The organism is Fluviispira vulneris, from assembly GCF_014281055.1.
Taxonomy (GTDB): domain Bacteria; phylum Bdellovibrionota_B; class Oligoflexia; order Silvanigrellales; family Silvanigrellaceae; genus Silvanigrella; species Silvanigrella vulneris.
In genome coordinates, this window is record NZ_JACRSE010000008.1 from 16,181 (window position 1) to 35,582 (window position 19,402).

Genomic DNA, 19,402 nt, shown 5'->3' on the forward strand with positions numbered 1-19,402 from the left:
AATTATGAATGATGAAATTTTAATCAACGATGTTGATATTGAAAACGTGAAAAAAGAGTTTGAGATTTATATAAACAAAATAGCGACAGTTAATCAGTATTTAAAAAACGAGTTGGAAGCATCATTTGTGCTGTTATCAGCCGCGCGGAAAAATATTGATATTATATGTGACAAATATGAAGAGCATTATCCTGATTTGTCAGAGCTATATCAAAAATTTTCTGATGATATTAACTCGTTTGAGAATGAACTAGCGAGTCATTTAGCAGCGCGAAATGTGAGTGAGACATGAGCGAGAGCTGGAAAGATCACAGAGATAGTCAAACTTGTATGAAAACAAGCGATAACAAATACTGTGTTAAAGTGTATTCATATAATAATAAAACAGTTTATAGAATATTTGAATGCGATAATCCTATTGAAGAAAGTTCTGATAAATACAATACTATTAACGAATGCAAAAAAAAGTTAATTGAATTAGGATATAATGAATCTCAAATAATAAAGATCTAATAAATTTAGACAGTCTGTTCAAATCCTTCTAATTTTTATTTAGGGGGATTTATGACAAAGGCTCAACTCAAAAAACAAGCACAATTAAAAAATCAAACTAAAATAACAAATTTAGATGGTTGGCAAGACGTAAAGCGTGGACTCGGATCATTTAAAGACAAACGTACAACAGCACATATATCATCAACAAATATAAATAATACAATTGCAGATCAACTCTACAGATTTGATGATATTGCAAAAAAAGTTGTTAATGATCTCGTTGATGACTCTCTCAGGGAGGGATTTAATTACGTTTTAAAAAGCAAAAAATTATCGGAGCAATTTAACAGAGAATTTAAAAAGCTTAGCTTGAGAAATCACATTGAAAAATCATGGAAAGATGCACGGAAATACGGCGGTTCAGTTCTGCTATTCGGATTTGATGATGGTCAAACAATTGATCAACCGCTAAATATTAATAGAGTTAGAGCTATTAAATGGGTAATTTCATTTAACAGGTATCAAATTTCGGCTGAGGAAATTGACACAGATATAACATCTAAAAATTTTGGGAAACCATTGTTTTATAAATTTAACTCTACAAATAATTATACAGATGGATTTAAAAAAGTTGAGCTGTTTCATGCCTCTCGATGTATTCGTTTTGAAGGATCGGATATAGGGGAAGACGATTTTAAACGAAATAGTTATTGGCACGGTAGTGTTTTTGAATCGCTTTATACTCCACTCAGAGATTTTAATATCGCACATGAAAACGTGGCTGCAGCGTTTCCTGAAATCTGGCAGGGCATATATAAAATACCAACATTTATAGACGCAATAGCAACAAATAATGTTGAGTTAGTTCAAAAAAGAATTTCAGCTATGGATGATATGCGCTCAAATTTTAGAGCTATTGTTCTCGGTGGAGATGAAGAATTCGATAGAAAATCATTACAGCTAAGCGGAATTCCTGAGTTACTCGACCGTGTTACAAATAGATTAGTTGCTGCAAGCGGAATGCCTCACTCAAAATTGCTAGGAGAGGGTAGCCAAGGAAATACATCTGGACGCACGGAACAGAGCGAGTGGTACGATATTGTATCACATAAACAGGAGCAATATTTGCAACCGATACTTGAACAAATTGGCGAGTTTTTTAGCTATTATTTAAATAAAAATAGTGATGAAGAAATTGCGATAGAGTTTGCGTCCCTCTATCAACAGGATCCGCTAAAAGAAGCACAGGTCAGACTACAAAACGCTCAGGCAGATAATTTATACATAAATAATCAAACATTGGATCCAGAGGAAGTGGCGGAATCTCGGTTCGGTGGCCTAAAATATGGAGAAAAAATAGTGCTGGATCAAAAAATAAGACGTGCAAATCGTGAGGCTGCAAATTTTGAACGCGAAAATATTGAGCAAGAAAATGAGTCAGATTTAGAAAATGAATCGGAAGATTTGCTATGAAATTCATTGAATACGCAAACAGAAAATCAAAACCAAATAATCGAGTTAAAATACAGGCAGAGCCTCCAATCAATTTAGAGCGTCAATTTCAAAGAGAATTATTTTACATATTAGAGCCAGCTATCGCAGAAATAAATAAATTAGTGCTTAAAAAACTACCAGTATGGCTCGACTATTACAGCATGAATACCGACGGATTTTTTGATCAAAACGAGAGTGACGAAAATAATACAGAGGTATCATCTTGGTTTGATAAAATCAAATTAATGCTTGGGTTATATTTAACATACAAAGGCATAAAATCAATAATTAAAAAATACTCAGACAAAATTGTTAAATATTCAAAAGTCAAGCTTGATAATCAAATAATAAAAAAATACAAGATGAATCCATATTACTCCGAGGATAACATTGAGAAATCAAAACTATTATGGATCGATAGAAACATAAATAGCGTCAACGATATTGCTAATAATTACGTCAACAAAATTCAGGCACATGTAAATAACGTAATTACAAAGAGCAGAGCATCTGAAAATAAAACAGATCATATCAATGAGTTTAAAGCAACGGTTGATGTTCACGCGCAAAAAATTGAGGGGAACATTGCAAACCTCGCACGTGATCAGGTTTCAGGTTTCGACGGCGAGACAACAATGATATTGCAAAATGAAATAGGTGTTAAAAAATTTATTTGGCAAACATGCAGAGATGAACGTGTGAGACCTACGCATCGCGAGCTAGAGGGACGTGAATGTGATTGGAATGATTTACCAAAAATTGCGGGCGAAACTGTATGGCCAGGCTCACAGTACAATTGCAGATGCACAGCAAAGCCTATTTTTTAATCATTTTACAATTTAGACAGTCCGTTCTCGCATCATTATTTTAATGCTGATTCAGGAAAATTAATTTCTGAATATATGGAGTATTTTGATAATGGGTTTTGAGATTTCTACAACTAATAGCGGACGCAGGATTGCAAATAGTGCGTTTGACGCAGGTAATGCTGAATCAGTAAATTTACAGGTTTTTAAATTTGATTACGATGAATTACAATTTACTATATCAGTAAACGGTAAAATAGAACGAGCTATCAAAAAAATTTCGCAAAATTCATTTTGGTTTGAATCAGAGTCTTTAAAAATTTCGCCTGATTATTTAAAATATAAAACGAATATGATAATAGAGAATATTACAAATAAAACTATTTCTTTTATTATTTATGTTCAGCCCTGGATTGACCCTTACGATAATATTATTAACGATATTTACGAGAAAATTAATAATATAACACCAGTAATTAAAGACAAAATTTTTCCAGTTATTGAGTTCTCTCCGACACTAAATCAGGCAACATCATTTACTCACAATTTAGATATAGCAACAGCAGATTTGAGTATTAAAATTATCGATTATTCTGATGCTAAATATTTAAAACACTCTGTGTTGGCTAAATTTTCTGGCAATGAATACAAATATGAAAATATTGTAATTGCTGGAAACAAGGCAAATCCAAAAAACTTTATAGATATTAAATTTATTGGAGAGAAAAGCCCAAAATATTGTCAAGCTAAAATTGAAGGAAAGACCTTTGTTCTTGAAATTATGGATTCCTCAAATAAGGAGTTTAAATATAAAAAAGCACTATTAAAAGAAGGAGAATCTGAGGAGGTTCAACACAATATTGAAACTGATTTCTCAAAAATTGATGTATTTGTCAAAATCGAATATTTGGTTGCTGGAAGAGCAATTCATGTTCCAGGTAACGTTCCACGCAAAACATCATTTACAAAAATTCTAAATAAACAATTTTTGAATGTGTTTAATGATGTAGTGGTAGGGGAAGGCAATCTTTCTGTATCAGTAAATGACACAAATAATCTAGTTTTCTCTAACACGGTTGATCAAAAAGCAAACCATTTTGACGCGATTGGCTATAGCGTCGAGTTAACAACATCTAAATTAGAATTGACTGCACATATCGAATTGTCACAGCTATCACGAAGTGCGCGTAGCGTTAACTACAAATATATTGATTAATATAAAAGGAAAAATAAATGAAATCAGTCGAAAATCTCACACGTGGTTATACGGAATCAGTAAACTCTGAGTTTGAGTTAGTTAAAAATAAGATCGATTTAAACGCTACTGAATCAAAAGATAGCGATAAAAAAATCGTTGAACAGTTTGAAAAAACCAACTCAGAATTGCGTCATTTCATTGAGAGTGATGTAAAAGAGAAATTGGATTCTACTACTAAATTACAAGAAAAAGTTAATAGTGAATTTACAAATAAGATTGGTGATTTGGAAAAAGGCTTTTATGAAAAATTAGACTCAAATACAAAATTGCAGGAAAAAATTAATAACGAATTTAGCACTAAGGTTTCAGATTTGGAAAAAAGCCTAAATGATAAAGTGCTAAAAAATATTAGTGATATCGACGGGAAATATAGCGAAATAGTAAACGAAATTAAAAAAAGCACTGATGATTTAAAATCAGAAATTGAACAAATTAAAAATAAGCTAAAAGAAATAATTGAGGGATAATTTATGACAAAATTATACGAATTAATAAGCAGTAGCGTAAAATCTTTAAATGAATTTATTAATACTCCTGTAACTTTATCATTTACAGATGAAAAAGAATTTTATTTACCTTTCGACGGTGAAATATTTGTTACAGCATACAGAACAGGAAAAATACCGAAATTAGATTTAAAATTAGGCCAAACTGTAATTGAAGGTATTGATCTATATATGGTCGATAATCAATTGTTTGATATATATTATAATAAAACTCAAAGCGCATCATATTTACCAGATTTTAGAAAATTTAGTATAAAGAAGGGCGATAAAATATCGGTAAATAGTGAACAAGATCCATGGGGAATAATGACTAGCGATAAAAAAATTAATCTTCCTTATTTAATTTTTAATGATAATATAAACAAAAAAGAAAGGTTTAGTTTTTCTGATTTAAACAATATTGGTATAACAAACATGTGTCTATATTTTAACAATAAACACATGGGATTTCATTATGCAAATGGTTCAATTAATGATGCTGTTTGTAAGTATAAAAATAAAAACGGCCAATTTCCTGGAGACGGAGGAAAGCCAGGTAATGCAAGAATAAAATACATTAGAATGGAGAAAGTTGAGGAATCTGTTTGGGGATTTACAGTTACTAAATGTAGGCATCATCTAGATATAATGCATATAGATAATCCTGGAGATCCATATCCTAACGGCTCAGTTGACATCGAGATAATACCAGATGAAAAAAACAAAATAAATTTTGACACTGAAATAAGAAATCTATTGGAGGGTTTTATTAATGAAATCAATTAACGAAATAAGAACAAATACATATATTAAAATCAATGAAAGCATTGAAGTTTTAAATAATTTAAACAGAATAATATATGATGGAAGCGATAATGCTCCTAAAAAAATTCGTGACGTTTTAGAAGACAAGGGGAAAATATCCCTATCATATTTAAAAAACAGCCTCGAATATTTAGAAAAAATATTAGAAGAAATAAGCAAAAGAAACAAATATTTAGAATATATGATTGATAAAAAAAATGAATGTGTCAACACGTTGAATACAATTATAGAAATGAGGAATTTATGAGTCTAAATTTAAAACAAATTAATGAAAATTATGAAAAGATAATTGACATAGCAAGTAATAATTTATCGAAATCAAAAGAGCTTATAAAATTATCATCAAATTTAAAAGATGATATAGAAAAATTCCAATTAAATTTATTTAATGTAACAAGAAATGTAGTATATACGGATAAAAAATCTCCTCAATTTTTGCTAGATAAGATGCATTCAAAAAAAGATTTTGCAAAAAATGTGGAATGCATGAAAAAAAATGCTTATACTATTTACTCTGTATTTAAAAATGAACTCACGATAGGGGGAGATATAAGTCGTGATTTTTATGAGTTAAGATTTATCCCTCTTTTTAATCATGTAGAGATGTCAAATATTTATTCATTAATAAAAGGAATAGTAAGCGAGTATAAAAGTGGATATCTAAGCTCATATTACATTGATATGTATAAATTGCTAGAAGGCATTCATAATTCATTTTCAGAGGAATTGCGTCGCAAATTAATCGGAGAATTAAAAATTAACGGCGCAGATGATTCATCTATTGAATTTATACTTGAATATCTGCGCCTTCTTTGTAAAATATTTGAATTACTTAATAAATACACATATGATTTTACAAAAGATTTTATAGCAAATTAGCATTTTATTTTTGCGTGTAATATCTTAGATCAAAACCGTGAAAGATATTACATGTGTTAATATTTGAGCATTCTCCCTTTGAATAAAATCTAAATCCATAAACACGCATTAAAATGAAATCGTCTAATTTAATCGCAGAAAATTCATTATTTTTCAAACGTTTATTTAGTAAATCGCAGGTTTCATTCTTTTTATTATCGTCAGTATTTACTATAAAATCTAAATATGAATCCTTATTTTTTCCAGTTTTATAGCATATTGTATATGCCACGCCTTCCTTAACATTCCCTAAAGCACCCCAAATAGAAATTGTTACATTATAATTACCAGATTTAGGGCTACCCGCCGTTGATTTATCCTTATCAAATTTTATAACCTGTGGAATTTCAATGTATGAGTATTTATCCACGGGAAATAGTGAGGATTTATATCCGTATACAGGATCTGATTGATATGAGTCATAAAATGAACTTTTTAAAAATTTATTATTATAATCAAATTCTCCGTTTATTGGATTTTCAATTTTATATCCGCCAGTTTTATTATTAATAACAATTTTACCGCTTTTTCCTAAATAAATATTTGATTCATTCTCATTAATTGGAACAGGATCAATAGGTTTAATTGGATCCACAGGTTTTGGATCGGGTTTCGGAGTAGGCTCTGGTGTAGGGTCAGGTTTTGGATCGGGTTTCGGATCCACGGGTTTTACTGGATCTTCTGGTTGCGGAGCAGGATCAACAGGTTTAACTGGTGTTGGATCTTCTGGTTTAGGCTTTTGCTCAGTGACATTATTATTGTTGTTACTCTTGTCTCCACACGATGCAACTAAAAGCGATATAACAGGCAATAAAACAAAAATTTTTTTCATTTAAATTTCCTCAAAATAATTTAGCTAATAAAACTCTGCAATAGTAACATAATTTTAAATAGTTAGCAACTATTCTAAGTTTTTTTTAAACAGATCTTTGTCTTTGATAGATGAGTATTTGAGAAACAATTCAACTTTTTTCATGAATATTTTTTGACAAAATGGGCGCATTGTTTTTCCTTTTTCTAATTTGAATATAACATCATTTATATTATATAAAGCATATTTTTTTCTACCATTTTTCAAATAATCACATGGTTTAATATTCCACCTAGCAAAATATAGGTTCATTGCTTTTGGAGTTCTTTTTGTATAAAAACTTAATTCATTTAAAGACCAATTTTTATTTCTATCTAATTTATATAGACTATTAATCCATGCTGAACGAGGCCTGCTCAATTCTAATGACATCGCGAAGATCCTTTTTAAAATTCGGATTAATTTTCAACTGTAATGCAAAAAATAGGTTCAGTTTAATTTCTAATCGTGATTTATATTTTGCGATAATTTTAGTAAGCTCAATTATTTCTTTTTCAACATAATCAGGCTCAAGCAAAAGTTTTCGTTTAAATCCTAATGTAATATCTTTGCCTCTAAAAAATGCCCGTCTTGAAAATTTGCTAGCCTTTAAATAAAAGCTAGGTTTTATATTTAAATTTCTAATTTGTCCTTCTGCTGCGTCATTTGTTTTGCTAAATAATCTGGAAATTTCTTCGATCGAATAATTATGGTCAGGGTTTAAATACGTGAGGTTAGCAGTCCATGCCGCCATTCGTCGTCCGCGTTTTTTCATCTCTGTCTCCGCTTTGGGATTTGTCACGAGCAGACCGTGAGAATTCAAATGTAGTTTCGTCGGTCTGCTATTACGCTTTTATATTGCGCAACAGGAGGCGCAATGTCAAATTGCTACAATATCGTAAAGATAAAAACAGAAAAACCTCACATTACCGACCAGGGTTTTCTTCGTTGTTTAGTATCCGCAACGCGGACGGGCGTTTTTCCTTACGTTGATAGCACTGGAAAAATACGCCGAGAATTGCGTCTCCCTGAAGAAGTGTTCAAAAAAGAGAGTATGGAATCATTGGCGAACATTCCATTCACTGATGATCATCCCTGTGAGGCAGTCACTAGTGAAAACGCAATTAAATACACACGTGGATTAACAGGCTCACGAGTGTGGCAAAATAATGATTTACTAGAAACAGAATTACTAGCGTTTGACAGTAACACTATAAATAAAATCTCGAATGGCAAAATTGAGGTTTCACTTGGGTATAACGCGGATAAGGAATTTGCGTCTGGCATATATAATGGCCAACCTTACGACTGCATTCAGCGCAACATTCGCTACAATCATTTGGCTCTCGTACCAAGCGGCAGAGCAAATATAAATGATCATCTCAGACGCGTAAAATTAAACTTAGACCACGACACTGACGTATCAGTAGAAATCGAAGACCAAAATCAAATTTTAAATAATGATTCACAAACAGAAAAGGACAGTACATTTATGAAATTAAATTTGGATGGCATGGAACTAGAATTTGCAGATGCAAGCACAGCTATTGCAATAAAAAATAAATTAATTCAAGACGCGCTAAAAATTGAGGAAGAAAAAAAATTAAATTCAGAACTAAAAAAGCAATTGGACACAATTACAGCTCAGAAAGACTCGCTAGCGGTGAATCTTGACTCAGCAACTAGAGAAATTGAACAATTAAAAAGCGCACCAAAATTAGACAATAAAGCAATTCAAAATTTAGCAAGCGAGCTAATCGAGGTTAGGGAATTTGTAAAAACAAATGCTCCTAAACTTACAATTGATGGATTATCTAGCGACGAAATTAAAAAAATATTTGTGTCAGAAAAGCTTGGTAACGAGAGCATTAAAGACAAATCAAACGACTATATTAACGCAGCATTTGATACATTTAAACAAATTAACATTGTTTCAAATGTCGATAACGATGCAAAATTTGTTTCAAAAGTTAAAAATACTGATGGAGAAAAATTATCGGCTAGAGAAATTTATATGAAAAATATTCAAAACAGAAATAAATAATAGGAGGGAAATTAATATGGCAGATTATAGCATATATATGGATGAGGGGTCGGCGGGTCAAGTTTATGATTTACATCAGAGTATTATTCGTTCATTTATGACAAAATCTGATTTAAATATTCAGTATGGAACCGCAGTAACAAAAGTTCAGGGCACCGAGTGTCAAGTAAAACCTCTACAAAATCCTACCGAGGAAATATTAGGAATAGTGGTTAATTCTGTGGTTGATATAAATAATGGCATTGCCGGAATTCCAAGTGGTAAATCAATTTCAGTTTTAAATTTTGGATCAATATATGTAAATGTTGAAACTGATGTACTTTCAGGACAAAGCGTTTACGTTCGTTATTCAACAGCCGCAAATGCTGGATCCTTTAGAAAAGACAACGATGGCGGCAAAGCTATAAGGTTACCAAATGCAAAATTTATTAAAAATGCCTCGGCAGGCGGCCTTTCTGTAATTGAAATTACAGGAAATTCGGAGAGCCCTATTGCTACAAGCTCAATCGATTTTGATTCAACAGAAGGAAACCATGCATTAACAGCATCATTTAATAATATTTTATTACAAAATATCTATTTTATTTCACCTGTTGATGTAGCCTCAAACACATCAAACAACGTAGTAATTAACATTAATAACGGAACTAGTAAAATTTCAACATTATCAACAGCAGTAACAGCAATTAAAGCTGGGGCTATTAATAAACTATCATTTAACCCTGTTTTGGTTCCATCGGGAACTCCTTTAATTGCCAATGTTGCGGTTGCTGGTACAGGAGCTTTAAAAGGACAATTTTTTATTGAATATAAGGTTATTTAATTATTTATTATAAAGATTTTTATTTCCAAATGGAGACAGAGATGCACAAATTAACGAATCAAGACGCGGATGCGTCGCTATTTCTAGAATCTCAATTGACAGTGATTGAGAATAAAGCGTTTGAAGTTCCCCACCCTGATTTAAAATCAAAAACATTATTTGATGTTGATTATTCGTTAGGAGATGGAATTGATAAATATACATGGATTTCTTTTGATAAAAAGGGGACATCTAAAATATTATCGACATATTCTGTTAGAGATCTACCTCGTGCAGATGCGAGTGCTAAATCAAATTCGGTCGATATTTATGATGGTGGAAATAGTTTCGCATATACAATTAAGGAAATACGAGCTGCATTACGTAATGGAACTCAATTAGAGCAAAAAAGGGCAAATACAGCTCTAAGAGCTAATAATGAATTAATTGAGAGAGTAACATTTTATGGCGACAAAGAGCGAGGAATACCTGGTTTATTAAATCATCCAAATATTCCAAGAACTACCGCATCAGCGGTTGGGAGCTCTAAGGAAACTACGTGGGATAAAAAAAATTCAGAACAAATTCTCCAAGATTTGTATGACATGTACAATTCACAGAAAAATTTAACGTCTGACATGGAAGAGCCAAATACATTATTAGTATCTCCACGAATGCATGGAATCCTGACTCAAAAAACATTTTCTGACAAAGAATCTACAAAATTAATTACCATATTTAAAGATACATTTTCTAATATTAAAATTGAACGAGTTCAGCAATTATCAAAGTCTGGCGCAAATAATACAGATGTTGCGGTGATGTATAATGATAGTGCTGAAAAAGTAAAACTATGTATACCAGTTGAAACTGAATTCTTCCCACCGCAACCCGATGGTCTACAATTTATTGTGCCAACACGTTTCAGATTAGCTGGATTAATTGTGTACTTACCTATGTCATTAATAATTAGCGAAGGATTTTAATAATGCAAATTATATCTAATTTATCATATGTAACATTTTTTGAGGGTATTAGAATTTTGCCAGGATCCTCAAAATTAAGCGAAGAAGACTATGAAAAATTTAAAGAACATCCAATTTTTATATCTAAAAAATTAGATGGATACTTTCAGGTTGAAGAAAAATTTTCTTCTTTGTCTGAGATGACACCGAAAAATGCGATTGATTTTGTTAAAAATTCAATTGACTTAGATTTTTTAACATCTGAACTAAGTAAGGAAAAAAGAAAAGCCGTTAAATCTGAAATTGATAAACGTTTATTTGAGCTTAATTTAGATAGCGAATCCAGCGAATTTTCAAATGATACAGAAGAAAAGAAAAGCGCGTAATGCAATTAACAGCTGAAAATTTTAAATCGCTATTTCCAGAATTTACTGCATACGATGATAAAAGAATTGAGTTCTTTTTCTCGTTTAATGCAAATAAATTAAGCCAAAATTATTTTAAATATGACTTTGAATTAGCAGTTTTTTATATTTCAGCTCATCAAATGTTGTGTGCAGACAGAGGCTCTAAAGCTAAAAATGCGCTCACGTCAGAGACTGTAGGTCCTGTAACTGAATCGTATCAAACAATAACAGCGACGAATAACGATCAATATTATTTAAGCACAGTATATGGCGTTGAGTATTTAAGATTAAAAAAAGAGCATGCTTCAATGAATTGGATTGTTTTATGAGTGTAAAAATTACGGATAAAATAAATATCGATATTAAAAAAAAGCTCGAAGAGTTAGCTAATTTAAAAGCGCTTGTTGGTATAAATAAAAACGATGCTCAGAAAAAAAAGCTGTATTACTACAAGACAAAAAAAAGCGGGAGACGTTTAAAAAAATCTGACACGACACTGGGTGAAGTTGCCGCTACTCACGAGTTTGGAGATCCGAGTCGTAATATACCAGAACGATCTTTTCTGAGACAGACAATTGTTGAACGACAAAGCAAAATAAAGAAGCACATTACAGATCAAATCGATATAGCATTGCGCACTAAATTAAATATGCATGGCGCAGTAGGAAACATTTCTAAAAGCGTTTTAAGCCACGTACAAGAGAGAATACTAGACGGGATAGAGCCAACACTATCTAAACAAACAATCGCGCGCAAAGGGCACGATCTGCAACTCGTAGATACTGAGCAATTGTTTGATGCAATTAAAGCAAGCGTAGTGAAAGCTGGAGGTCAGCATGATTGATCTCGATGACATGTTGCCTGAGTTCCAGACTGAATTGCTAGTTGTGCGAGCAGGTGTTGGGAAAATGATTAAGGGCAAGTATGACAAAGGAAAGCCCACAGAATTTAAAATACGCGGTTTTTGCGCTCCAACTGTCAACAACTCAAATGCTACTGAGCAGGGGATATATTCATTTTCACATATAGATATTTATACATCAACTGAGCTATTGCTAGATAATAATCCATCAAAAGAAGCCGATAGAATTATTTACAACGGTAAAAAATATCGTATTGTAGCGTCTAGTTCATTTTATTCTTTCTATTTATCCATGGGAGAATTAGAAAATGAGTAAAATAAACGAAGTTGTTTACGACTGGCTCAGTAATTTTGCAACAACTGTGTATGCAAATCAGTCAATTAAAATGCCAAAATATCCATTCATTATTTACAAAATTAGCAACTATTCTAAGCAAGGATTTGACCAAAATATTTACAATTTAACAGATGATGAAATTATAAATTTTGGCAATCGCACATGCCAAATAAGCATTGATGTTTACGACAAAGAGAATGGCATTGCAGATGAAATATCTCAGAATATAATTGATTCAATAGAGACAAGAAAAACTCTGAATCATTTTAAAAATAATAATATTTATTTGAGTGGTGATGCTAAAAGCATTGATTTAACTCAATTTATAAAATCAAAATTTGAGCAACGATTCCACATTGATATACATGTAAATTTAACAACAGAAAGTAAAGAAATGATTGAAACAATTAAAGCGAACGAAATTGCAGTTAAAGGAGAAATTAAATGACGTCAGTTGATAATGTTGTCGAAGTTAATATCACTAAACAATCATCATTCGTAAAGGAAAAAAGTTTTAATATTCCGTTAATTTTAGGATTTAATTCTTTGCCGGTTTTTACAACTGATAATCCAGTTTTAACATTCTCAGAGCCGAGTGAGTTGTTAGATACAAAAATCGGTTTTAAATCAACAGATAAAGAGTATCTAATTGCGCAAAATATTTATGCACAAAGTCCATCTATATCGCAATTTATGGTTGGTAAACGCTGTGTTAGTTCTATTAATTCAGATCCTACTAAATCAGTTTATAAAATAAACGACGATTTAGAACTGATTAATAAAGCTAACAATTCTTGGTATGCTCTATTTTTAGCTGATTTTGACGAAGAAAAAGATTTGCTCTTAGCTGCAAAATGGATTGAGGCTAGCAAAAATAAAATTGCATCGTTCAGAACTACAAACAGAGATATTTTAGACGCAACTAAATTAACAGATATATCAAATAAATTATCTAATATTGGATTTAATAGATCTATGTTGACGTATCATACGACAGCAAACGAGTTTCCTGATGCTGCAATTCTAGGAAAATATCTATCTAAAAAAGCTGGGACATATTGTCTAGCACATAAAGGTCTTGAAAGCATATCTGCGCAGAGTTTGATAGAAAAAGAATTTAAATCGTTGCAGGCGGCAAATTGTAATGTTTATACAGATATTTTAGGAGTAAACTCATATCAAGACGGTCGAGTTTTGCATAAAACAACAAATTTTATTGATAATACTATCGCCGAGGACTATCTAAAATCTGAATTACAGTCTCGAATTTTTGGAGCATTAAAGTCTGAAGACGGAAAAATTTCTTTTGATGATGATGGCCTTGAAATCATCGCAACACAAATTAAATCAGTTCTAAGCCAATTTGAAAAAGATAAAATAATTCTTAAAAACTGGGATGTAAATGTACCAAAATTAAATGAAATATCAAAAATTGATAGACCAAAAAGAGAATTAAAAAATGTTAAATTTAACGCTGTTTTAAATGGCGCAATACAAAAAGTTGTAATTAACGGAACATTATCTCAATAATTAAAGGAAAAATTAAATGGCATTTAATACATATTCTCCTAAAGATGTGCTCGTAGTTGTAGGCGTAGTCCCAATCACTGGATATGCAGACGGAAGTTTTGTCGAGGTAGATTATAATGAAGAGGCGTATAAATTAGTTATTGGCGCTGATGGCGAGGCTACACGTGTAAAAAACGCAAACGAATCGGGAAAAATAACGATCAAATTAACGCAATCGTCGATGTGTAATGATTTGCTTTCTGCAATTCACATCGCAGATAGAGCGACGGGAAATGGAATTGTGCCAATTTTAATTAAAGATAAGCTTGGTACATCTACAATGTTTGCGGCTGAATGTTATATAGAAAAAGCTCCGAAATTGTCTTATGGAAAAGATATGGAAACGAGAGAATGGGTATTTGTTGCTGCAAAAATAACGGAACATATTGGTGGAAATAACGTGATTGGACAACTATATGATGGGATTAAAAAATGAAAAATAAAATAATTAGTGATGTTGTTGATAGTATTTATGTAGATAATGAGGAATATTTTGTTTATGTCTGGAGTTCATCTAAAGCATTAAAATGGGTTCGTAGGTGCCAAGAATTTCTTTTAAAACCTCTCGCAGCAGGTCTTGGTAGTAATATTTCATCAGTTATGGACGGTAATTTATCTTCATTAAATATTGATTTAGAGCGTGGTGTAAACACATTTTTAGAGTCTCTCGATGAAAATAACTATGTTAATTACATGAAAGATTTGTTTGTCGGCGTCGTTCATGGAAATTCAGAAATAAATTTCGAGACACATTTTAAACGAAAAATGCTTCATATGCACAAGCTTGCATATAAAATACTTGAGTATCAATTAGCGGATTTTTTCGAAGGCGCGAGAGGCGCCGCATCTCAATTCCTCTCTCCAGTCACGAAGAGCGAATCAGTCGAATAGATCAGGGAAATGTAGACTGGACTATCTGGCGAATTGTTTTAGCAAAAATCGCACAGCCTAATGAGATTCAGAATAACTGGAGCATAAATCAGTTATTTGATGCTCATGAAGCACTAGACATAAAAGAAGAATCTGAACATATAGCTAACGAGAGTTTAAATAAATGACAGTAATTCAAGATTTACAAATACAAATCGATTTTAAAATAAACGATAAACATTTAAAAAATCTCCAAAAATTATTGCATAATGTTAAAGTTGAGGCAAAATCACTGGGTATATCAGCAGATGACGTTAATAAAAAAATGGCGTCGTCAGCGAAGGAATTTATTAAAACTATTGGCATACAAAAAACTCAAATAGATAATCTTAAAACACTGCTAAAGCAAAAAGCACTTTCTATTAATATAAACAATAGAGAGATTAAAACAGAGAATAAAAAATCTGATGTAATTGATAAAAACATAGAAAAAAAGAAAAAAGAACTAGATTTAAACAAACAAATCAACACAACTCAAACATCAAATCAAAAAAATATTGTACCAAAAAATAGCAATAAAAAGCCAGTTCCCGACAAACATAAACAAGAAATACAACAAGTATACAAAAATGTTACAATAAAAAATCCAAATATAAATATTGATGAAGTCGTTAAAAACATAAATGCAAAAAAATCAAATCAGAATATTCATTCCGTTTCACTGGGTAAATCATCTAATTTAAATCAAAATATTCCAAATTATTCAGCAAATTTAAACGACGCTATCAATAAATATAAAGTGCTAATTAAACAAGCAGAGGACTATAAAAAACTAACTGCTTCTGATAAATACAAAAAAGAATTTGCTGCTAATGCTCCAAAATTAAATACAAATAACATTAATAATGCAGCTATATGCATGGGTAATGTTTACAAAATAACGAAAGATGCTACGCAGGCATGGGATCAATACAAAGCAGCGCTTGCTCAGGGGCTAAAATTTAAATCGTTTGATGAGTTTAGACAGCTAGATAAAATGTACAGAGATATGCATAGAGACGGGTTGAAATTTGGATCATTTACAGATTTTAACACGCATATTGATATGTATAAAGATTTAATCTCTCAGGGTGCAAAATTTAACTCATTCAAAGATTATGCATCTATAGCGTTAAAACAAGAGAAAAAAGATCAGGATGCAATCAATACCTCGCTAATAAAAAAAGAATTATTATTAAAACGTAATGCAGAATTGGCTGAAAAATTAGGGCAAAAATTAAATGTTAATAATAATTCACAGAAAAACGCAATAAATAACACAAACGAATCGCTCTCAAAATTAGCAGTTAAAAGCAAAGCGGCTGGCGCAAATATTAATTCGTTTACTGATCATATGCGCATGTTAACGTCGCAAATTTTGTTTGTTAACCCAGCATTTTTAAGCGCCGCATTTGCTGTGCAGGGTTTCGGGCAATTATTTAAAAGCCTCGCTGCTAGCGTTAATAGCAGCACAAATTCAATGGCTAAATCAATTTCTACATTAAAAGCCGTTACTGTTGTATTAACGGGCGCGATCGTGGCTGCTGGTTCCGCTGTTGGATATTTAGCATTTTCAACTGCAAAATATGCAGAAGAAGTGCACAAAAATGCAGAAATAATCGGCATGGCTACAGATGAATATCAGCGATTAGCATATGCTGCGAAAATTTCAGGCATAAATCAGCAAGAGATGGCTAGTTCTCTCGGTAGTCTGTTTCAAACATTAAAAGACTCAAAAGATGGGAAATTAAGCGAGACCCAAGAACAGTTTAAAAAACTCGGAATTGCATTAAAAGATAGTCACGGCCAATCGAGAAAAGTATCAGATATATTGAGTGATGTAAGTGATCGGTTTGCAAAAATTGAGTCGCCGATTAAAAGAGCAGCGCTTGCGAGTGCATTATTTGGAGATAGTGGCAGAAAAATGTTGCCTTTTTTGCGTGAAGGTTCTGCACATCTACGCGCATTAGGAGACGAAGCACAACGTTCGGGTAATGTGCTGAGTGACAATCAAATAAAACGTTTAACAGAAATGAACGAAAATTTTCGCAGATTAACATCTATGCTGAACGGATTAAAACTATCGATCGGCATGGTATTGCTACCATTCATGAACAAATTAATTCTCAGAATAACTGATTGGTATGAAAAAAACGAGGCGTTAATAAGGCAGGGCATAGAAAAATTTTTTAAAGGCGTGACCGATGGGCTAGAAATATTTGTGCAAATAATATCTACATCATATAGAATATTAACTGGATTTATTAAAATATTAGATGACATGGGTATATCATTAAATACGTTAGCATTAATATTAGGACTATTTGCGACGTGGAAAATATTTGGAGTTTTAGGCAATATAATACTAGGAAAAGGAGGAAAAGTTGGCGTATTTGGAAAAATTGGACAAAGTCTAGGAAAATTAAAATCAAAATTTGTCGGATTTTTTGCGTATTTGCTTAAATTTGGCCGAGTATTAATGAGAGTATTCGGAGGCCGAGGACTAGGCGGAGCATTTAGATTAATTGCTCGAGCTATCGCTGGGCTAGTTGGACTAATCGGTGGATGGGCAGTGTTAATCGGTGCGGCGCTTGTTGGAGTTTTTCTTTTAATCGATGATTTTTTAGTCTGGATGCGTGGAGGCGATTCGCTGCTAGGCAGAATGTTTGGAGATTATAAAGCGGTAGAAAAAAAAGTACTCGAATTTCTGGGTAATGTTAAACAATATTTTATAGAAATGTGGGATAGTGTATGTAAATATTTTAATACAAATGTATTTAATCCGATATCGGAACATGGACTCGTCGGAATATTTGAAGCAATAAACAATATGATTAATACATTCGTCGAATATTTTAAAAAAATTGGCATAAAATTTGATGAAATGCTTGGATATGTAGAAAGAAAAATAGAAGAATTCTTTAGTTATTTAATTAAAAATGCTCCAATATGGTTTGCCAAGTTTTGGGACGGATTTAAAGATATTTGCAGTAAAACAATAGAATTCTTAAAACCGTATATTCTAAAATTTATTGATTGGTTTATCTATAAAACGTGGGCTGGGCTTAAACATGTGGGTAAAAACTTTTGGGACTGGAGCAAAAATTTATTCGGGTTTGATAATGAACTAGGCGAAACAAAAGGCAAAATTTTGTACGAGAATAGTGTTGAAGAACTTGATTCAAAAAATTTAAAAAACAAAAATAAAACAATAGGAAGTGCTAGTTTTAATAACTCTCTAATTCCAAATTTTACGCCAAACACTCAAACAAAAAATGATACAAAAAATATTACATATTCAATTAGTTCTCCAATCAACGTAAATGTATCATCACAGAGTAATCCGCAAGAAATCGCTAGCGCCATGAATAAAAATTTAAATGAATTTTGGAATTCTCAAATGCGTGCAGCTAAACAAAATATTTACGGAGCAACATAGCTATGTCTTTTATGAGTTTTTTTAAAACTGGCGAGCCTTGTTTGCAATTTCAAAATATAAAAATTGATGTTTCTATGTCAGAGACTCATTCGTACGAAGCAAATGCAACAAAAAATCCAGTCGAGGAGGGATCTAGTATTACTGATAATATAGTGCTAAATCCTCCAAAAATTAATATAAAAGGGATTTGTAGTCCATTAAAATTAGAAATACTCGGAGGTTTAAAACTAACAACATCTGAGGGTTTTGTTAAAAATAAATGGAGAGAATTGGTTGATTTATTTAAAGCAAAAGAACCAATGTATTTATACACAGGTTTAGCGAATTATTCAGATATGGTGATGACATCATTGACAGCAAATCGAGATATATCAAACGCAAATCATTTAGAATTTGAAGCAACGTTTGAGAAAAAAATCACGGTGCCCGTAGAATATACGATGGTATTAACGAGTGGATTACCAAAAGTTCCTGCTGCTGGAGCGTTAAATGCAGCAACAAAATCGGCAGGTGGGGCTAAAAATCCGATCTCAAAAGACAGATCAATTTTAGATCACATTTTTTAATTTAGACAGTCCGTTCTGAACTCTCTAAAACTAATTTAGAGAGGTTTTTTATGACTACGTTTCTAATACCTGTGCTTACAAACAACCACTATTTTGAAATATCAGTGCCATTGGACGGGATTGTTTATAATTTAGAATTTTATTGGAACATTAGGGCGCAACGCTTTTTTCTCAGCCTCTATGATTCTAACAATAATTTAATTATTTCTAGCGTCCCTATTATTTTAAATTTTCCTTTATTTTATCAATACAAAAATTCAAATTTGCCAAAAGGTTTTTTATATGCAGTAGATACTACTGGCAAATCAATTCCACCGAAATTAGAAGATTTTGGAACACGAGTACAACTATATTATGACGGAGTTATTTAA

General features: G+C 31.9%; 26 protein-coding genes. 23 read left to right on the forward strand and 3 right to left on the reverse strand.

Annotated features, from left to right (window positions below; translation table 11 throughout):
- Positions 1-4: 4 nt before the first annotated feature.
- The 9 genes from H7355_RS15325 (at position 5) to H7355_RS15365 (ending at position 6,242) form a co-directional block, all read left to right on the forward strand.
- The gene (locus tag H7355_RS15325) at positions 5-292 is read left to right on the forward strand and encodes a hypothetical protein (protein ID WP_186649981.1); all 288 of its coding nucleotides are present in this window, start codon (positions 5-7) and stop codon (positions 290-292) included.
- Positions 289-513: a hypothetical protein gene (locus H7355_RS15330; protein ID WP_186649998.1), complete on the forward strand. Its 225-nt coding sequence runs from the start codon at positions 289-291 to the stop codon at positions 511-513. Before H7355_RS15325 ends, H7355_RS15330 begins: the two co-directional genes overlap by 4 nt.
- Before the next feature lie 51 nt (positions 514-564).
- The gene (locus H7355_RS15335) at positions 565-1,968 is read left to right on the forward strand and encodes a phage portal protein (RefSeq protein ID WP_186650001.1); all 1,404 of its coding nucleotides are present in this window, start codon (positions 565-567) and stop codon (positions 1,966-1,968) included.
- The gene (locus tag H7355_RS15340) at positions 1,965-2,816 is read left to right on the forward strand and encodes a minor capsid protein (protein WP_186650004.1); all 852 of its coding nucleotides are present in this window, start codon (positions 1,965-1,967) and stop codon (positions 2,814-2,816) included. Before H7355_RS15335 ends, H7355_RS15340 begins: the two co-directional genes overlap by 4 nt.
- Before the next feature lie 91 nt (positions 2,817-2,907).
- Positions 2,908-4,011 carry a hypothetical protein gene (locus H7355_RS15345; protein WP_186650008.1) on the forward strand — a complete coding sequence of 368 codons (1,104 nt, stop codon included), beginning with the start codon at positions 2,908-2,910 and terminating at the stop codon, positions 4,009-4,011.
- A gap of 17 nt (positions 4,012-4,028) precedes the next feature.
- Complete coding sequence (locus H7355_RS15350; protein ID WP_186650011.1) at positions 4,029-4,520, forward strand: hypothetical protein; 492 nt, start codon at positions 4,029-4,031, stop codon at positions 4,518-4,520.
- Between the two features lie 3 nt (positions 4,521-4,523).
- Positions 4,524-5,324 (forward strand): hypothetical protein, encoded by an 801-nt coding sequence (locus tag H7355_RS15355; RefSeq protein WP_186650015.1) that lies wholly within the window; start codon positions 4,524-4,526, stop codon positions 5,322-5,324.
- On the forward strand, positions 5,311-5,610 hold the full coding sequence (locus tag H7355_RS15360; RefSeq protein WP_186650019.1) for a hypothetical protein: 300 nt from the start codon (positions 5,311-5,313) through the stop codon (positions 5,608-5,610). Before H7355_RS15355 ends, H7355_RS15360 begins: the two co-directional genes overlap by 14 nt.
- Entirely contained in the window at positions 5,607-6,242 is a 636-nt protein-coding gene (locus H7355_RS15365) for a hypothetical protein (protein WP_186650022.1), read from the forward strand. Before H7355_RS15360 ends, H7355_RS15365 begins: the two co-directional genes overlap by 4 nt.
- 4 nt (positions 6,243-6,246) lie before the next feature.
- On the opposite strand, the gene H7355_RS15370 is transcribed toward H7355_RS15365, so the two are convergent.
- From H7355_RS15370 to H7355_RS15380, 3 genes are all read right to left on the reverse strand, one after another.
- Positions 6,247-7,113, reverse strand: coding sequence for a hypothetical protein (locus H7355_RS15370; RefSeq protein WP_186650025.1), 867 nt, complete (start codon positions 7,111-7,113; stop codon positions 6,247-6,249).
- Positions 7,114-7,182: 69 nt separating this feature from the next.
- Entirely contained in the window at positions 7,183-7,524 is a 342-nt protein-coding gene (locus tag H7355_RS15375) for a hypothetical protein (protein ID WP_186650028.1), read from the reverse strand.
- Complete coding sequence (locus H7355_RS15380) at positions 7,484-7,906, reverse strand: hypothetical protein (protein ID WP_186650031.1); 423 nt, start codon at positions 7,904-7,906, stop codon at positions 7,484-7,486. The genes H7355_RS15375 and H7355_RS15380 overlap by 41 nt, the downstream gene beginning before the upstream one ends.
- A gap of 102 nt (positions 7,907-8,008) precedes the next feature.
- Between H7355_RS15380 and H7355_RS15385 the strand changes: the two genes are divergently transcribed.
- The 14 genes from H7355_RS15385 (at position 8,009) to H7355_RS15450 (ending at position 19,402) form a co-directional block, all read left to right on the forward strand.
- Positions 8,009-9,175: a DUF2213 domain-containing protein gene (locus H7355_RS15385; protein WP_186650048.1), complete on the forward strand. Its 1,167-nt coding sequence runs from the start codon at positions 8,009-8,011 to the stop codon at positions 9,173-9,175.
- Positions 9,176-9,191: 16 nt separating this feature from the next.
- A complete protein-coding gene (locus tag H7355_RS15390) occupies positions 9,192-9,998 on the forward strand; it encodes a structural cement protein Gp24 (protein WP_186650052.1) in 807 nt (268 codons plus the stop codon).
- Positions 9,999-10,039: 41 nt separating this feature from the next.
- On the forward strand, positions 10,040-10,963 hold the full coding sequence (locus H7355_RS15395; RefSeq protein ID WP_186650055.1) for a major capsid family protein: 924 nt from the start codon (positions 10,040-10,042) through the stop codon (positions 10,961-10,963).
- 2 nt (positions 10,964-10,965) lie between these two features.
- Positions 10,966-11,328: a hypothetical protein gene (locus tag H7355_RS15400; RefSeq protein WP_186650058.1), complete on the forward strand. Its 363-nt coding sequence runs from the start codon at positions 10,966-10,968 to the stop codon at positions 11,326-11,328.
- A complete protein-coding gene (locus H7355_RS15405) occupies positions 11,328-11,678 on the forward strand; it encodes a DUF4054 domain-containing protein (RefSeq protein WP_186650060.1) in 351 nt (116 codons plus the stop codon). The genes H7355_RS15400 and H7355_RS15405 overlap by 1 nt, the downstream gene beginning before the upstream one ends.
- Complete coding sequence (locus H7355_RS15410) at positions 11,675-12,193, forward strand: hypothetical protein (RefSeq protein WP_186650063.1); 519 nt, start codon at positions 11,675-11,677, stop codon at positions 12,191-12,193. The genes H7355_RS15405 and H7355_RS15410 overlap by 4 nt, the downstream gene beginning before the upstream one ends.
- Positions 12,186-12,527: a hypothetical protein gene (locus H7355_RS15415; RefSeq protein WP_186650066.1), complete on the forward strand. Its 342-nt coding sequence runs from the start codon at positions 12,186-12,188 to the stop codon at positions 12,525-12,527. The genes H7355_RS15410 and H7355_RS15415 overlap by 8 nt, the downstream gene beginning before the upstream one ends.
- Positions 12,520-12,996 (forward strand): phage neck terminator protein, encoded by a 477-nt coding sequence (locus H7355_RS15420; RefSeq protein ID WP_186650070.1) that lies wholly within the window; start codon positions 12,520-12,522, stop codon positions 12,994-12,996. Before H7355_RS15415 ends, H7355_RS15420 begins: the two co-directional genes overlap by 8 nt.
- A complete protein-coding gene (locus tag H7355_RS15425) occupies positions 12,993-14,078 on the forward strand; it encodes a DUF3383 family protein (protein ID WP_186650074.1) in 1,086 nt (361 codons plus the stop codon). The genes H7355_RS15420 and H7355_RS15425 overlap by 4 nt, the downstream gene beginning before the upstream one ends.
- 16 nt (positions 14,079-14,094) lie before the next feature.
- Positions 14,095-14,553, forward strand: a complete 459-nt coding sequence (locus H7355_RS15430; protein ID WP_186650079.1) for a phage structural protein — start codon at positions 14,095-14,097, stop codon at positions 14,551-14,553.
- Positions 14,550-15,008: a phage tail assembly chaperone gene (locus H7355_RS15435; RefSeq protein ID WP_186650082.1), complete on the forward strand. Its 459-nt coding sequence runs from the start codon at positions 14,550-14,552 to the stop codon at positions 15,006-15,008. Before H7355_RS15430 ends, H7355_RS15435 begins: the two co-directional genes overlap by 4 nt.
- 163 nt (positions 15,009-15,171) lie before the next feature.
- On the forward strand, positions 15,172-18,465 hold the full coding sequence (locus H7355_RS15440) for a phage tail tape measure protein (protein WP_186650085.1): 3,294 nt from the start codon (positions 15,172-15,174) through the stop codon (positions 18,463-18,465).
- A gap of 2 nt (positions 18,466-18,467) precedes the next feature.
- Positions 18,468-19,031 (forward strand): phage baseplate protein, encoded by a 564-nt coding sequence (locus tag H7355_RS15445; protein ID WP_186650089.1) that lies wholly within the window; start codon positions 18,468-18,470, stop codon positions 19,029-19,031.
- A 50-nt stretch (positions 19,032-19,081) separates the two neighbouring features.
- Complete coding sequence (locus tag H7355_RS15450) at positions 19,082-19,402, forward strand: phage baseplate plug family protein (RefSeq protein WP_186650094.1); 321 nt, start codon at positions 19,082-19,084, stop codon at positions 19,400-19,402.

Coding starts and splice junctions, on each gene's coding strand:
- H7355_RS15355 (WP_186650015.1), top strand. CDS start 4,524: ATGACAAAATTATACGAATTAATAAGCAGTAGCGTAAAATCTTTAAAT.
- H7355_RS15390 (WP_186650052.1), top strand. CDS start 9,192: ATGGCAGATTATAGCATATATATGGATGAGGGGTCGGCGGGTCAAGTT.
- H7355_RS15400 (WP_186650058.1), top strand. CDS start 10,966: ATGCAAATTATATCTAATTTATCATATGTAACATTTTTTGAGGGTATT.
- H7355_RS15370 (WP_186650025.1), bottom strand. CDS start 7,113: ATGAAAAAAATTTTTGTTTTATTGCCTGTTATATCGCTTTTAGTTGCA.
- H7355_RS15395 (WP_186650055.1), top strand. CDS start 10,040: ATGCACAAATTAACGAATCAAGACGCGGATGCGTCGCTATTTCTAGAA.
- H7355_RS15435 (WP_186650082.1), top strand. CDS start 14,550: ATGAAAAATAAAATAATTAGTGATGTTGTTGATAGTATTTATGTAGAT.
- H7355_RS15440 (WP_186650085.1), top strand. CDS start 15,172: ATGACAGTAATTCAAGATTTACAAATACAAATCGATTTTAAAATAAAC.
- H7355_RS15415 (WP_186650066.1), top strand. CDS start 12,186: ATGATTGATCTCGATGACATGTTGCCTGAGTTCCAGACTGAATTGCTA.
- H7355_RS15450 (WP_186650094.1), top strand. CDS start 19,082: ATGACTACGTTTCTAATACCTGTGCTTACAAACAACCACTATTTTGAA.
- H7355_RS15445 (WP_186650089.1), top strand. CDS start 18,468: ATGTCTTTTATGAGTTTTTTTAAAACTGGCGAGCCTTGTTTGCAATTT.
- H7355_RS15325 (WP_186649981.1), top strand. CDS start 5: ATGAATGATGAAATTTTAATCAACGATGTTGATATTGAAAACGTGAAA.
- H7355_RS15430 (WP_186650079.1), top strand. CDS start 14,095: ATGGCATTTAATACATATTCTCCTAAAGATGTGCTCGTAGTTGTAGGC.
- H7355_RS15360 (WP_186650019.1), top strand. CDS start 5,311: ATGAAATCAATTAACGAAATAAGAACAAATACATATATTAAAATCAAT.
- H7355_RS15350 (WP_186650011.1), top strand. CDS start 4,029: ATGAAATCAGTCGAAAATCTCACACGTGGTTATACGGAATCAGTAAAC.
- H7355_RS15340 (WP_186650004.1), top strand. CDS start 1,965: ATGAAATTCATTGAATACGCAAACAGAAAATCAAAACCAAATAATCGA.
- H7355_RS15410 (WP_186650063.1), top strand. CDS start 11,675: ATGAGTGTAAAAATTACGGATAAAATAAATATCGATATTAAAAAAAAG.
- H7355_RS15345 (WP_186650008.1), top strand. CDS start 2,908: ATGGGTTTTGAGATTTCTACAACTAATAGCGGACGCAGGATTGCAAAT.
- H7355_RS15425 (WP_186650074.1), top strand. CDS start 12,993: ATGACGTCAGTTGATAATGTTGTCGAAGTTAATATCACTAAACAATCA.
- H7355_RS15375 (WP_186650028.1), bottom strand. CDS start 7,524: ATGTCATTAGAATTGAGCAGGCCTCGTTCAGCATGGATTAATAGTCTA.
- H7355_RS15380 (WP_186650031.1), bottom strand. CDS start 7,906: ATGAAAAAACGCGGACGACGAATGGCGGCATGGACTGCTAACCTCACG.
- H7355_RS15335 (WP_186650001.1), top strand. CDS start 565: ATGACAAAGGCTCAACTCAAAAAACAAGCACAATTAAAAAATCAAACT.
- H7355_RS15385 (WP_186650048.1), top strand. CDS start 8,009: ATGTCAAATTGCTACAATATCGTAAAGATAAAAACAGAAAAACCTCAC.
- H7355_RS15405 (WP_186650060.1), top strand. CDS start 11,328: ATGCAATTAACAGCTGAAAATTTTAAATCGCTATTTCCAGAATTTACT.
- H7355_RS15330 (WP_186649998.1), top strand. CDS start 289: ATGAGCGAGAGCTGGAAAGATCACAGAGATAGTCAAACTTGTATGAAA.
- H7355_RS15365 (WP_186650022.1), top strand. CDS start 5,607: ATGAGTCTAAATTTAAAACAAATTAATGAAAATTATGAAAAGATAATT.
- H7355_RS15420 (WP_186650070.1), top strand. CDS start 12,520: ATGAGTAAAATAAACGAAGTTGTTTACGACTGGCTCAGTAATTTTGCA.